15 protein-coding genes are annotated in these 13,835 nt (G+C 59.8%); 8 read left to right on the forward strand and 7 right to left on the reverse strand.

Going from position 1 to position 13,835, the window contains the following annotated elements:
• Positions 1 to 14: 14 nt before the first annotated feature.
• Together ASE94_RS04805 and ASE94_RS04810 are read right to left on the reverse strand one after the other, a co-directional pair.
• A complete protein-coding gene (locus ASE94_RS04805; protein ID WP_062629415.1) occupies positions 15 to 1,868 on the reverse strand; it encodes a TadE/TadG family type IV pilus assembly protein in 1,854 nt (617 codons plus the stop codon).
• A gap of 37 nt (positions 1,869 to 1,905) precedes the next feature.
• Complete coding sequence (locus ASE94_RS04810; RefSeq protein WP_062629416.1) at positions 1,906 to 2,535, reverse strand: L,D-transpeptidase; 630 nt, start codon at positions 2,533 to 2,535, stop codon at positions 1,906 to 1,908.
• A 460-nt stretch (positions 2,536 to 2,995) separates the two neighbouring features.
• Here ASE94_RS04810 and ASE94_RS04815 point away from each other — a divergent pair, with 460 nt between their 5' ends.
• The 5 genes from ASE94_RS04815 (at position 2,996) to ASE94_RS04835 (ending at position 7,688) form a co-directional block, all read left to right on the forward strand.
• The gene (locus ASE94_RS04815; protein WP_061907744.1) at positions 2,996 to 3,256 is read left to right on the forward strand and encodes a hypothetical protein; all 261 of its coding nucleotides are present in this window, start codon (positions 2,996 to 2,998) and stop codon (positions 3,254 to 3,256) included.
• Positions 3,257 to 3,418: 162 nt separating this feature from the next.
• Entirely contained in the window at positions 3,419 to 4,837 is a 1,419-nt protein-coding gene (hisS, locus tag ASE94_RS04820) for a histidine--tRNA ligase (protein WP_062629417.1), read from the forward strand.
• 25 nt (positions 4,838 to 4,862) lie between these two features.
• Entirely contained in the window at positions 4,863 to 5,927 is a 1,065-nt protein-coding gene (locus ASE94_RS04825; RefSeq protein ID WP_062629418.1) for an ATP phosphoribosyltransferase regulatory subunit, read from the forward strand.
• Complete coding sequence (hisG, locus tag ASE94_RS04830; protein ID WP_062629419.1) at positions 5,924 to 6,628, forward strand: ATP phosphoribosyltransferase; 705 nt, start codon at positions 5,924 to 5,926, stop codon at positions 6,626 to 6,628. Before ASE94_RS04825 ends, hisG begins: the two co-directional genes overlap by 4 nt.
• 310 nt (positions 6,629 to 6,938) lie before the next feature.
• On the forward strand, positions 6,939 to 7,688 hold the full coding sequence (locus ASE94_RS04835; RefSeq protein ID WP_062629420.1) for a TSUP family transporter: 750 nt from the start codon (positions 6,939 to 6,941) through the stop codon (positions 7,686 to 7,688).
• A 3-nt stretch (positions 7,689 to 7,691) separates the two neighbouring features.
• On the opposite strand, the gene ASE94_RS04840 is transcribed toward ASE94_RS04835, so the two are convergent.
• The 3 genes from ASE94_RS04840 to ASE94_RS04850 all read right to left on the reverse strand — a co-directional run bounded on the left by ASE94_RS04840 (position 7,692) and on the right by ASE94_RS04850 (position 10,143).
• Entirely contained in the window at positions 7,692 to 7,925 is a 234-nt protein-coding gene (locus ASE94_RS04840; RefSeq protein WP_062629442.1) for a BrnA antitoxin family protein, read from the reverse strand.
• Positions 7,926 to 8,164: 239 nt separating this feature from the next.
• Positions 8,165 to 9,805: a chaperonin GroEL gene (gene groL, locus ASE94_RS04845; protein ID WP_062629421.1), complete on the reverse strand. Its 1,641-nt coding sequence runs from the start codon at positions 9,803 to 9,805 to the stop codon at positions 8,165 to 8,167.
• Between the two features lie 47 nt (positions 9,806 to 9,852).
• Positions 9,853 to 10,143 (reverse strand): co-chaperone GroES, encoded by a 291-nt coding sequence (locus tag ASE94_RS04850; protein WP_046144411.1) that lies wholly within the window; start codon positions 10,141 to 10,143, stop codon positions 9,853 to 9,855.
• Positions 10,144 to 10,327: 184 nt separating this feature from the next.
• On the opposite strand from ASE94_RS04850, the gene ASE94_RS04855 reads away from it, so the two are divergent.
• From ASE94_RS04855 to ASE94_RS04865, 3 genes are all read left to right on the forward strand, one after another.
• Entirely contained in the window at positions 10,328 to 10,687 is a 360-nt protein-coding gene (locus tag ASE94_RS04855) for a DUF427 domain-containing protein (RefSeq protein WP_062629422.1), read from the forward strand.
• A gap of 117 nt (positions 10,688 to 10,804) precedes the next feature.
• The gene (locus tag ASE94_RS04860; RefSeq protein WP_061907752.1) at positions 10,805 to 10,999 is read left to right on the forward strand and encodes a hypothetical protein; all 195 of its coding nucleotides are present in this window, start codon (positions 10,805 to 10,807) and stop codon (positions 10,997 to 10,999) included.
• A 27-nt stretch (positions 11,000 to 11,026) separates the two neighbouring features.
• Positions 11,027 to 12,013, forward strand: a complete 987-nt coding sequence (locus ASE94_RS04865; RefSeq protein WP_062629423.1) for a DMT family transporter — start codon at positions 11,027 to 11,029, stop codon at positions 12,011 to 12,013.
• A gap of 2 nt (positions 12,014 to 12,015) precedes the next feature.
• On the opposite strand, the gene ASE94_RS04870 is transcribed toward ASE94_RS04865, so the two are convergent.
• Complete coding sequence (locus tag ASE94_RS04870; protein ID WP_062629424.1) at positions 12,016 to 12,804, reverse strand: class I SAM-dependent methyltransferase; 789 nt, start codon at positions 12,802 to 12,804, stop codon at positions 12,016 to 12,018.
• A gap of 157 nt (positions 12,805 to 12,961) precedes the next feature.
• Positions 12,962 to 13,501 carry a porin family protein gene (locus ASE94_RS04875; protein ID WP_062629425.1) on the reverse strand — a complete coding sequence of 180 codons (540 nt, stop codon included), beginning with the start codon at positions 13,499 to 13,501 and terminating at the stop codon, positions 12,962 to 12,964.
• Between the last annotated feature and the right edge of the window lie 334 nt (positions 13,502 to 13,835).

Consider the following 13,835-nt stretch of genomic DNA (forward strand, 5'->3'; position numbering starts at 1 on the left):
CCCTTCAGCATTGCTCATCGCGACAACCGCAGCTGCGAAAGCTGATTGGCGATGTTCTTGAACACGTCGACGAGCTCCGCGGGAGTGTTGGGGAAGAAGTAGTACCCGGTGCCTGACGAGCAATCGGTGAGCATTTTGCGCGTCGCCTGGCTCGGGGGCTGGAGCCCGATCGTATAGACCTGAATTCCCGCAGCCTTGGCATTGGCGCAAGTCTGAACGGTCTTGATGTCCATAGTCGTAGTCATATCGGCTTTGCTGTTGTGGGCGTTGTATTCATTCTGGTTGCCGATGATGCCGTCCGTGTCTGGGAGGCGGCCATCCTTACGAAAACCCCAAGATCCATAGATGCCCGTGCCGTTAAGGGTGTCAGAATAGGCGCGGAAGTCGGGCTCGTTGAAGCCGTCCGTCATCACGATCATGAACTTCGAGACTTGACCGGGCTTATAGGGAGCCGCCTCAGACAGAGGCTCTGCGCGGGAAAGCGCATGGAAACCCCAGATTGTGCCTTGCTGGATGTTGGTCCCGCCATTTGCCGTCATGCCCTTTATGCGTTGGATGACATCGTTGGATACCGCAGTCAGTGGCAAGATGGAGGCACTGGGGCAGTAGGCGTTGGGGCCGGAATTCGCTGCATCTGTGGGTCTTGCGCCGTTATACTTACACAGGCGCTCTTGAAGTTCGTTGGCAGAAAGCAAGCTGTAGACTGTTGTCGAGGTTTGCGTTGTGCCGGAAGATGTCGTGACGGTGTCGCTCAATGCTGGACCGTCTGCGGCCTTGCAGGAAGCGGCAGGTGTCGTTGTGTTTGACCCCACCACTTTCGTATATTTATACGTTGTTGCGCCTGTGCAGGTGGTAATGCCATTTTTTGTCGAGCAGCCATTCTTGATGATTTGCTCGGTGCATGTCTTGGGCTGACATGTGCCGCCGACATCACTTAGATAGTTATTGTAGCTGTTATAATTGTTATATTTGCGATCGCCCGTGTCCGGCGAGAACATGGGAATGAAAAGCGTATCGCCTGCAACAGCTTCCTGATCGGTCGTATCATATGGTCCGCGTCGCGCCTCAACGCAGCCTCTCCACGTCACGCCAGTCTGCGTGAATAGGTCGTTGCGGTTGACCGGCCCTACAAAGAGCGTGGTCTCATCATCGTCATTGTCGAAATTCAGACGCGAGAGTGGGCTTTGGCCGGTCCAGTCGAGCCACTTCGCATTTTTGAACTGGGTGCCGACATTGACCATGATGGTAAACGGCACGATTGAAATCCGGACGTCCTCCTGCTGCGTCGCTTTTGCCAATGGCGTGCAGTTAGTATCGACATCCTTGAAGAAAATGATGTTTGTCGCGCATGTCGCTGCCTGCTTGAGATAGGTCATGCGGTTGTTCGAACCCATAGACCCGGAATTGTCGAGCACCATGGCAACTTCGATAGCCATTGATGTTCTGACCGCTTGCGCTTCGACATGAGCGCTTAGGCTCGGCACCCCGACCAAGGCGACGAATGCTGTCGGCACCGTGATATTGGCCTCGAACGAGAGGGTCCCGTCTATCGCACTGCCACGTGTCGACAGGATTTTCGCATCGATGTTTTTGTTTGCAATGCGCTCGATAACAAACGCTTGCGCCAGCTTCTGCACGTCGGCGGCGTTGAAGTTCTTTTCGAAAACCTTTGGCTGCAGGGCCAGGGCCGCAGCGTCGAGGGCGAGTTGGGCGCGGTTGCGGCCCTGTTCGAGCGTGACGTAATCAACGACTGCCCCGCCGAGGGCAATCAGCACGATCGCCATGACGCCGAACATCACGGCAAAGGCGCCACCTTCATCCTTGGCAAATCGGCGAAGAAGTCGGGCTAATTTCGTCTGCGCCGTCACGCGGGTGCTCCGTATTCCGATATCCGGCAGGCGCTTGCTAAAGCACGACCACCTTGGTGTTGAGCTGAACACGGCCATAAAGATCGGTGACGTCTTGATTGGTCATGCGGATGCAGCCTGACGAGACATTCTGGCCGATGGTCCAGGGCTGGTTGGTGCCGTGGATGCGATAAAGCGTCGATCCAAGATAGAGCGCCCGTGCGCCAAGCGGATTGTCCGGGCCGCCCGCCATCTGGGCCGGTAGCTCGGGCTGGCGCTGGCGCATTTCTGCAGGCGGCGTCCATGTCGGCCATTCGGCTTTTCGCGTCACGCGATGCGTGCCGTTCCACTCAAAGCCATCACGCGCAACGCCAATGCCGTAGCGCAGCGCGCGGCCATCTCCGAGAACGAAATAGAGAAAATGCGCAGTGGTATCGACGACGATCGTCCCTGACCGTTCGCCGGTCGGATAGGTCACGACCTGACGGAGATAGGCGGGGCTTACATAGGGATTGCCCTGAAGGGCCAAAGCGTGGCGCGGTCGCTGATCGGTGACGGTGATGCCGGGCGGTGGCGCGAAGCGCCAGCCCTGCTGGAAACGCCCCTCGGCAAAGCCTGGCGCAGCCTGCGCTGTGAGCAAAAGCAAACCAGCCAACACAACCGAGATTAGACGCTTGGTCTCGACCATAGCTTCGACGCCCCTTTGATATCGCCCGCATTTTGCGCGCTGAGCGCAAAAAAGAGGTCAAGGAACGTGGTAAACAACTGACAAGCCTGAAGACTTAACAAGCGGTAAAACTGTTGCGTTGTGGCAACAGGAAGAAAGACCTGCGGCGTTCTGCCTCATTTATGCTTGCCGATCACGGCGCCGCGATCTAAGGATTCGACATCCGCAACAGCCATCCGAGGGAGGCGTTTTATGACAGTCATGACGTTCCGCCACTCGGGGACCTGGCTCCATCTCATCAATACCCGCCGAGAGCCGGTAAAAGGCTGATTTAGCCGCTGATGAGTGTCTAAGGGCAAATCGCCCGCGGATTATCCAACCCTAGCCAACGTGTCGAAGCCGGTCCGTACTGCGTCCGTCTGAGCACTTTTCCCACTCTGAAACCATGAGGCCGGTGGGGTTGCACCCTGCCGGGATACCAATGTCTTCCAATGTGCTTTCCGAGCGCAATGTCGTTTTGCGCCTTGAATTCTCCATCGCCGATGCCGTGCATCAGCGTGGAATCGTGCCGGTCATTGCTGCAGCAGTTCGTGCCTGGTGGAACCGGCCACGCGTGCCGAGCGATCTGCCAGCCTATCTGCGGGCTGATATTGGCCTGCCGCCTGTAGCAGAACCCGTTATCTGGCACTCGCTACCGGCGATAACGATCATACCCGGCTTCAACGAGCGAAGTCGAAGATGATTGTTAGAGGCGGCCGGGCACCTCCGGCCGCCTGAACATCAAGCAAACCCCAACGGCCCCTGTTGTCTCGCCAAACCCTATCGGCTAGAGCAGGGGCCTGACGGGGGAACCGCCCTCCCGGCCGCGCGAGGGCCCGCCATTGTCCGCCTCCGGAGTAGTGCGATGACCGAAAAGACCAAGCTGATTTCGCCCCGCCTGCCGCGTGGCTTCGAAGACCGCACGCCGGGTGATATCGCTGCCGTTGGGCAAATGATCGAGACCATCCGCAAGGTGTATGAGCGCTATGGCTTCGACCCTGTCGAAACCCCGCTCCTTGAGCTTACCGAGACGCTTGGCAAATTCCTGCCCGACACGGACCGGCCCAATGCCGGCGTCTTTTCGCTGCAGGACGACGATGAGCAGTGGATGAGCCTCCGCTACGATTTGACCGCGCCACTCGCCCGCTATTTCGCTGAAAATTTCGAAACTCTGCCAAAGCCTTATCGCTCCTATCGGCAGGGCTATGTCTTCCGCAACGAAAAGCCCGGCCCAGGCCGCTTCCGTCAGTTCATGCAGTTCGACGCCGACACGGTTGGCGCGCCCGGTCCTGAAGCCGATGCTGAAATGTGCATGATGATGGCCGACGTCATGGATGCGCTGGGGCTGGCCGGCAAATACGTCGTCCGGGTGAATAATCGCAAGGTGCTCGATGGTGTGCTTGAGGCCGCGGGTGTCACCTCCGACGCGCAAAAGCTGGGCGTGCTCCGAGCGGTGGACAAGCTCGATAAATTCGGTCCCGAAGGCGTAAAGCTTCTGCTCGGCGCCGGACGCAAGGACGAAAGCGGCGACTTTACCAAAGGTGCCGGGCTCAATGATGAGCAGGCGGGCGTGGTGCTCGACTATGTTGCAGGCAAGCCGCCCGCCGACAATGCCGGTGTCGCTGAACTCGCGGTCATGCAGACGCTCTTCGACGCGGCTGGCTATGATGCGGACAAGATCAAGATCGACCCGTCGGTCGTCCGTGGCCTTGAATACTATACTGGCCCGGTCTTTGAGATCGAACTAACCTTCAAGGTGCAGAACGAAAAGGGTCAGGACGTGGTCTTCGGCTCAGTCGGCGGGGGTGGCCGTTACGACGGGCTCGTATCCCGCTTCCGTCGCGAGCCTGTTCCGGCGACCGGCTTTTCTATCGGTGTGTCGCGTCTTGCCAATGCGCTCAAACTCACGGGCAATCTCGGCTCGAAAGAGCCGGTGGGCCCGGTCGTCGTGCTGGTTATGGATAAGGACCAGACCGCGCGCTACCAGGCCATGGTCGCCGAACTCCGCCAGGCTGGCATCCGGGCCGAGATGTTCCTCGGCTCAACCAAGAACTTCGGCAAGCAGGTCTCCTACGCCGATAAGCGTAATTCGCCGGCGGTCATCATCGAGGGCAGCCAGGAACGCGAGCAGGGCATTCTGCAGGTGAAGGATCTGATCGTCGGCAAGCAGGCGTCCGAGGGCATTACCGATAATGCCGAATGGAAAGCCGCGCGTCCCGGCCAGTTCGAGATCAAGCGCGAAGAACTGGTTTCGGCCATCCAGAAGCTGCTGAGCGAGCAGTGACGCTTTTTCTGCAGGGGCAAGAGCCATGACTAACGCCGCCATGCGACGGACCCAGCTCGAAGCCCTTGTCGAGGCCCAGGGCGGTTGCCGTGCGACCCCGCCGCTGCTCCTGCCGGCTGATCCCTATTTCGATCTGGCGGGCGAAGAGTTCGGACGCCGGCTGCTTTTGACGAGCGACACGACTGGCGCCGAGCACTGCCTGCGGCCTGAATTTACGCTGCCCATCGTCCGCGATTATATCGCTGATGGGACGCGCCAGCCAGCGGCCTTTACCTATCTCGGCCCCATATTCCGCCAGCGCGAAACCGGCCCCGCCGAATTCGATCAGGCCGGGATTGAGCTCTTGGCGCAGCCCGATGGCGACGTGGCGCTTGATCAGGTTTTGACGTTCGCGCGCGCTGCGCTCTCCATCTATGGCCTCCCGGCCCATATCCGTCTTGGCGGTGTTGGCCTTTTCGAGGCTGTTCTAGTGCAGGCCGATATGCCCGCCGCGTGGCGCTCGCGCATTCGGCACCGCTTTGGCCATCCAGAAGCCATGGAACGCCTGCTGTCGCGGCTTGAGGCTGCGCCAGACGTGCCGCGGCAAGAACAGCCGTCGCGCGATGTGCTGATCGAAGATGTCACGGCGCGCATGGTATCGACGGGTCTAAGCCTCTCGGAAGGCCGCACGCCAAACGAGATCGCAGATCGCTATCTCGAGCAACAGGCGCTTGATGCAGCGCATGTTCCTGCCGAAACGCTAAAGCTGCTCCGCGACTATCTTTCGATTTCAGGCGACGTGCTCTCGGCACTGCGCCAGATCGAAGCGCTGGCCGAAAGCCACAAGCTGATGCTCGGTGCACCGATCCGCGCTATTCGGCGCCATCTCGATAAGCTTGGCGAAGCACGCATTTCCTTCGATGCCGCCTTCTCGCCGCGGCTCGATTATTATACCGGCATCGTCTTTGAGATTGTTGGCCGGAGCGGCGACGTTCTGGCCTCGGGCGGTCAATACGATCGTTTGTTGGAACGGCTTGGCGCGACAGCACCTATCGCGGCCTCAGGTTGCGCGCTCTGGGTCGATCGGCTGGAAGCGGAGGTCTCGGCATGAGGGGCATTACTCTTGCAGTCCCCTCGAAGGGGCGCCTCGAAGAACTGACACGCGCCTGGTTTGCCGAGCGCGGCCTCACCATTTCCCGGCCTGGCGGCGCGCGATCCTATCTCGGTGTGATGGAAGGAGAAGCCGATGTCACGGTGCGTTTCTTCCCCGCCTCGGAAATTGCGCGCGAGCTGATCCGCGGCAATATCGACATTGGCGTGACGGGTCGCGACCTGATCCACGAGACGAGTGAAACCGGACCGGATGCCGTCCACTTCGCCCGTTCATTGGATTTCGGCCATGCCGACGTCGTCATTGCCGTGCCCGATGCCTGGATCGACGTCACCCATCTCCATGACCTCGCGGACGTCGCCTCGGACTTTCGCAGCCGTCATAAGCGTTGGTTACGGATCGCGACGAAATATATCACCATCACTCGCCAGCATTTCGCCAAGGCTGGGATTGCGGAATACCGCATCGTCGAAAGTCTCGGCGCGACAGAAGCCGCGCCAGCATCCGGTGTCGCTGATATCGTCGTCGATATTACCTCGACCGGCTCGACCCTTGCCGCCAATGGCTTGCGCGTCCTCGATGATGGCGTAATGCTCAAGAGCGAGGCCAATCTGATCGTTTCGCGCACGGCTGACTGGCCGGCCGACAAGAAGGCCTATCTCGACGATCTGCTCAAACGCCTGGGTGCAGAAGCGCTCTAGGCCAGCTCGAAGGGGCGATGATGGAACCGATTGTCCTAACCTTCGTCGTGGTCGTTTGTGTGATCATCGCCATCGTGTCGCTCGGTCAGCGCGCCGATCGGCGGCGGGCGCGCAAGTCCTCGGGCGACACCGGTGGCTCCGGCGATGCCGGATATTCCCCGAGCCATCGTGACCACGATCACGGCGGAGACGCTGGGGATGCAGGTGGCGATAGCGGCGGTGGTGATGGCGGCGGCGGGGGGGGGCGATTGAGGCCCTGTTGCCTGACATCTGCCGGTGCTAAGAGGCGCCGAGATTTCCCGGGGCCTTCATGCTCGATCCTCTGATTCTGGTTGCACTTGCCTGCGTTGGCGCTCTCGCGGGCTTTGTGGACGCCGTTGCTGGCGGCGGTGGTATGATCACGGTGCCGGCACTGCTCTCGGCCGGCCTGCCACCGATTGCCGCGCTCGCGACCAACAAGATGCAATCGTCCATCGGCACGACGATCGCCGTACTCACCTATTGGCGTCGCGGCTTCGTTTCGGTGCGCGCGCTGCTGCCCTCAGTCGCTGCAACATTTGCCGGCAGCATGATCGGTGCGCTGATCGTCAAGCAGATCGATACGTCGCTGCTCAACGTCGCCGTGCCCGTCGCCCTGATTGGCGTGGCGCTCTATTTTCTTTTTGCGCCGAGCCTCTCCGATGCCGATCGCGTCTCGCGGCTGCCGTTCCCCCGCTGGGTGCCGCTCCTCGGTTTCATCATCGGCTTCTATGACGGCGTATTTGGCCCGGGAACGGGCTCATTTTTCACCATCGGGTTTGTGCTGCTTTTCGGGCTTGGGATCACCAAGGCCGCGGGGAATACCAAGCTGCTGAACCTGGTGTCCAACCTATCCGCGCTGGTGATTTTCATCCATGGCGGGGATGTGGTCTGGCAGGCGGCGATCGTCATGGCCGGCGGGCAGGTGATCGGCGGCTATGTCGGCGCCCGCGCCGGCATCCGCTTCGGCGCCAAGCTTATTCGGCCATTGGTCGTGGTGGTGTCGGTCGCCATGGCAGTCAAGCTGCTGGTCTGGCCCTAGCGCCTAATCGTCGAGCCCTGCGGCTTTGCGCAATGCCTCGTTGATCCGCTCCTGCCAACCGGGGCCCTCATCCTGAAAATGTTCGAGCACGGCGCGATCGAGCCGGAGCGATACCAATTCTTTGCCTTCCGGCGGCGTTGACGATTTTGGACTGGCCGCAGTTTCTGGCTTGGTGGTCGCGCTCTTGAAGGCTGCTTCTGCCTGATCGTAGGCGCTGCCGCGTCGTGGCGTTCTCATGCTGGCCTCATGTTCGCTTTGGTCCCAGACTAGCCGTTGAACGCCCATGAAAAAAGCCCCGGTGTTGCCACCGGAGCTTTCCACCAAGATCGTGACTGGGAAGAAACGATCCTGGAAGTCTTTTATCTCTAGGCCGCAAGGCCGCCCGGCCGTCGGCCGCCTCCGCGGAGGGGCAGCGGTCGGCGGTTTGCCGACCGCGATACGGCCCGTGAGCGAGAAGAAAGTCTAAGGCGTCAGCCTTAGAAGTCCATACCGCCCATACCGCCCATGCCGCCGCCGCCCGGCATTGCCGGTGCTGCGTCCTTGGGAGCTTCGACGATGATGGCTTCCGTCGTGATCAGGAGCGAAGCAACCGAAGCTGCGTCCTGGAGAGCATGACGGACAACCTTGACCGGATCGATAACGCCGAGCGCAACGAGATCACCATATTCGCCGGTTGCGGCATTGTAGCCGAACGACGGTGCAGAGTTCTCGAGGATCTTGCCCACGACGACGGAGCCTTCGGCACCAGCATTGTTGGCAATGGTGCGCACTGGCTCCTGAAGAGCGCGGCGAACGATGGCGATACCAGCTTCCTGGTCGGCATTGATGCCCTTGGCCTTGATGTTGGCGGAAGCACGGAGGAGAGCAACACCACCACCCGGAACGATGCCTTCTTCGACGGCAGCGCGGGTTGCGTTGAGCGCGTCGTCGACGCGGTCCTTGCGTTCCTTGACTTCAACTTCGGTCGAACCACCGACCTTGATCACGGCAACGCCGCCGGCGAGCTTGGCAAGACGTTCCTGCAGCTTCTCGCGGTCGTAGTCCGAGGTCGTTTCCTCGATCTGTGCCTTGATCTGGCCAACGCGGCCCTGGATGTCGTCAGCCGAACCGGCGCCGTCGACGATCGTGGTGTTTTCCTTGGTGATTTCAACGCGCTTGGCCGTGCCGAGCATGTCGAGGGTCACGTTCTCGAGCTTGATGCCGAGATCTTCCGAGATCACCTGGCCACCGGTGAGGATGGCGATGTCTTCGAGCATTGCCTTGCGGCGATCGCCAAAGCCTGGAGCCTTGACGGCTGCAACCTTGAGGCCACCGCGCAGACGGTTGACGACGAGGGTCGCGAGAGCCTCACCTTCGATGTCTTCGGCAATGATCAGCAGCGGGCGCTGGGACTGAACGACAGCTTCGAGGATCGGCAGGATCGCCTGCAGATTACCGAGCTTCTTTTCGTGCAGCAGGATGATCGGGTCCTCGAGGACGGCCGTCATCTTTTCAGCATTGGTGACGAAGTAGGGCGAGAGATAGCCACGGTCGAACTGCATGCCTTCAACGACATCGAGTTCGGTTTCGGCGGTCTTGGCTTCTTCGACGGTGATGACACCCTCGTTGCCGACCTTCTGCATGGCTTCGGCGATCATGTCGCCGATCGAGGTTTCGCCGTTTGCCGAAATGGTGCCGACCTGGGCAACTTCGGAGGACGAGGTGATCTTCTTGGACGAAGCCTTCAGCGATTCAACGACTTCAGCAACGGCGAGGTCGATACCGCGCTTGAGATCCATCGGGTTGAAGCCGGCAGCAACGGCCTTGACGCCTTCGACGACGATGGCCTGGCCGAGGACGGTCGCGGTCGTGGTGCCGTCACCGGCAACGTCGTTGGTCTTGGAAGCGACCGAGCGGAGGAGCTGGGCGCCGAGGTTTTCGAACTTGTCTTCGAGTTCGATTTCCTTGGCAACCGAAACGCCGTCCTTGGTGATGCGCGGGGCGCCAAAGGACTTTTCGATAACGACGTTACGACCCTTGGGGCCGAGAGTTACCTTCACCGCATTGGCGAGGATGTTGACGCCGCGCAGCATCTTTTCGCGGGCGTCGGTCGAGAATTTTACTTCTTTAGCAGCCATGTGAGGCGCTCCTTAGAATGGGTTAAACGACTGGACAGACGAGGGTTTTAGACCTCGACGATACCCATGATGTCGCTTTCCTTCATGATGATCAGGTCTTCGCCGTTGAGCTTGACCTCGGTGCCGCTCCACTTGCCGAAGAGCACGCGATCGCCAGCCTTGACGTCGAGAGCATTGATCTTGCCGTTTTCGTCACGGGCGCCGGGGCCAACCGAAACGATCACGCCCTCAGAGGGCTTTTCCTTGGCGGTGTCGGGGATGATGATCCCGCCCTTGGTCTTTTCTTCACTGTCGACGCGACGGACGACCACGCGGTCATGCAGGGGACGGAAGCCCATGATTTCAGTTCCTCTTGGCATCATTTCTGGTGCAATCTCGGGCCTGTTAGCACTCGATGTAGCTGAGTGCTAACAAGCTGACCGGGATATAGGGAGCCGCTGGCCAATGAGTCAAGGTGGGGTGAACGGAGATTTTGTTCGTGCGTTACCATGGGAAGATGACTCTTGAACGAAGGAGGCAACCGTGACCGCCGACGAGACTGCGACCGCCAATGTGAGCCCTGTTACAGGACGCGTGCATATCTTTTTTGACGATGCGGAAATCGCCAGCAGCGCCAATGCCTTGCAGGTGGTAGAGGCTGGCCGGGAGCCACAATATTTCGTGCCGCTCGACCATGTCCATCCGGGCATTCTGGAGGCCTCGGATACGCGCCGGACTGAGCCTGGAAAAGGCGAGGCACATTTTTATACCATCAAGACCTTGACCGCCGACGGCCCGGATGAAGCGTGGTATTTTCCCTATGCCGATGGCGCCTATGCCGATATTCGCGACCTCATCACTTTTGGTGGCGAGCGGGTGAAGGTAACCGTTTCGGACGTCTAAAACGGTAGCATTCCGTTAACATCGAGTTGGTGCGAAGGACGAATTGGTGAGTGGGGCGCTAAAAAGCGGCCCACTTTGTGCTTTCTTCCGCATCGCATGTGCTGCATAAGGCTGACCATGAGCGAACAATCTTCTTACCAGATCAAGCTGCGCCTCAAGGGCGGCAGCGGTCCCAATGCAAACTGGCACTGGGAAATCCATGACGCAGATGGCACGGTCGTCAAGACCGGCAGCGCTGTCGGACCGGAGCACAAGGCTTTCGCCACGGCGCGTGTCGCCAAGGAAAAGCTGGAACAGTCCCAGTCTAAATAAGCCCGCCTCCGGCCGGGTCAGAGTGCCATGCCTGTTTCCAAAAAAGATCCCGCGCGTGTAGCGGCCTCGGCCGTGCATGCTGCGGCCCCAGCGGTCGCCGATCCCATGCGCGGGATCATGCTGAAGGTCATTTCCGTCTTTTTCTTCGTGGTCATGGCCACGATGCTCAAGGCGACGGAAACCGTGCCTTCGGGCGAGATGGTTTTCTTCCGTTCCTTCTTCGCGCTTTTGCCCGTGCTCGCCTATCTCGGCTGGAAGCGGCGGCTGCATCATGCATTCACCACCAAGCGCCCGGTCGGGCATATCCTGCGCGGATTGATCGGGGTCACCTCGATGAGCCTGGGGTTCTTCGCGCTGACGCGCCTGCCGCTGCCCGAAGCGACGGCAATCAATTACGCGACCCCACTCCTGATCGTCATTTTCTCCGCCGTGTTGCTGCATGAACGGGTGCATGTGTTTCGCTGGACTGCGGTCGTCGTCGGGCTTCTTGGCGTCGTCGTCATTCTCTGGCCGCGGCTGACGGTTTTCACCGGCGGCGAGGCCCTGGGAGACGCGGAGGCGGTGGGCGCGATTGCGGCGCTCCTTGCGGCTGTGGTTTCGGCTTTTGCGATGATGGCGGTGCGCAATCTCGTCCATACCGAACGCACGGAAGCCATCGTCACCTATTTCTTCATCAGCGCCAGCATCATCTCGCTGATGACGCTGCCCTTTGGCTGGATATGGCCGACGCCGCAACAGGCCGCGCTCTTGATCGGCGCCGGCTTTTTTGGCGGCATCGGTCAGTTGTTGATGACCTCGTCCTACCGCTATGCCGATATGTCGGTGATCGCGCCTTTCGAATATGTGTCGCTGCTGCTGACGATCCTCATTGGGTTTTTCGTCTTTGCCGAAGTGCCCACGGTGACCATGGTCATTGGGGCGCTGATCATCATCGGCTCGGGCATCGCAGTCATTCTTCGCGAACACCGCCTTGGCCTTGATCGGATCAAGGCCAAGGAAGCCAATACGCCTTAGCGCTACGCCGCCTTCCGCAATTGAAAATGCAAGAAGAGCGGCGCGATGCGGGTGTCGGCGACGGTTGGGACGGCGGCGGCGGTCGCTTCGTCGGCCATGGGTTCGTTGAGTGCTTCGATAGTGAAGCCGGCCGCAACGATCATACCGACCCAGCTTGATAATGTTCGGTGAAAGCGCGGAACGGTGAAGGCGCGCACATTGGCGCGTTCTTCCGCGGGGATTGACGAAAAGATCCAGGTCTCGACGTCGCCATTGGTTTCGCGAAAATAGTCCGCAATTTCGACTGCGACCGGCTCGCCCGCTTCGTTCCTGATATTGCGCCGACGCGGCGGCACGAAGCACGGGTGGAGAATGGAAAACTGAAAGAAGCCACCGGGCTGGATGACGCGAAAAACTTCGCGGAGGACGCCGGCCTGATCGGACATATCCATCATCGACATGAAAGCCGTGGCGAAATCGAATGAAGCTTCGGGGAAGGGCAGGGTGAGTCCATCGCCGAGCACGTAAGTTATGCCGCGCGGGTCCGACGCTTCGGTCTCTTGCGCATGGCGGAGGAACGTGGGGGCGATGTCGAGCCCTGTCATTTTGGCGCCTTGCGCCGCGACGGAGCGCGTATTGGTGCCTTCGCCGCAGCCGAGGTCGAGGCCGGTCAGGCCCTCAATCTCGGGGAGAAAGGCGAGGAAGGACGGCGTATTGAGGGCGTCGCGGTATTTGTCGTGACCAGCGCGGGAATAGTGTGTCCAGTTCTCGGCATTGGCCTCCCAATGGGCAGCAACGGTTTTTGCGTCCATCTCAATATCCTCCGGTTCGTAGGGGCCGGGGTTTTAGACGCTGCGCAAGACCAAGAAAAGACAGTGTAGCTGCCTTAGGGTATTTAACTGCAATAATAGAAAAGGCCCGCCAATGCGGGCCTTCTCAGAGACTGGCATGACTGGGTCAGGCAAAGCCTTAGAAGTGGTAGGAGACGCCGACAGTTGCTTTGGCGGAGTCAAAGAAGCGGCCAATATTGCCGGTGAAGCTACCCTGCCCGACAACTTCGCCGCGCACGGTTACGGAATCGGTGACAGCAAATTCAACGCCGCCACCGAGTTGGTAGAGACCGATATAGAGGTTGTCCGAGGTGTAGAAACCCATGCCGCCGATGGCATAGACCAGGGCAGCGTCGGTCAGGAGGAAGCCGCCGCGCGTATTGACGAAAAATTCGCCGCCATGAAACGCGTTATTCCAGGTATAGTCGCCCGTGACTTCGGCACCGAGCACGACGCTGTCGGCGGGCATGAAGTTGAAGCCGGCAACGCCACCGACGACGCCATAGGTCGAAGCGGTAAACCACTGGCCACCAGCGCGCGCGCCAACGTAAAGGCCTTCCCAGCTAAAGCCACCGGCTTCATAAATCGGCTCTGGGCTCGTCGGGATAATCAGATCGGCGGCGCTGACGGCCGCGGTAGACAGAAGTGCGGCAGTAATTGCCAGTGCAGTGCGGATCATTTTTCTCTCGATCAACTGTAGAATGATGACTGCTACCAAACATGTTTATGGTTACTATTTGGTTATGATAAAAAAACGTGATCGAGATTTTCTGGGTGGGCGAGGTGGTTAGAGGGGCGGTGTGTGGGGCTGATCGCCTGACGTCTGGTTCCGCCTACCTGTCACCCGGCGATGGCTGGTTGCTTTGGAGGTTGTCTTCCCAACCACCATCTTCCCTCGGGCTTGACCCGAGGGCCACCAGTCCACCCATGAATGCCGTGGCTCCCACAGAGGCCCTTGTCTGTTGAAAGTGTGCGAGATTGGTTCCGGGAGGGCGATCGATTGGCCCTTGGTC

The sequence above is a fragment of the Devosia sp. Leaf64 genome, assembly GCF_001421945.1.
In the GTDB taxonomy this organism is placed as follows: Bacteria; Pseudomonadota; Alphaproteobacteria; order Rhizobiales; family Devosiaceae; genus Devosia.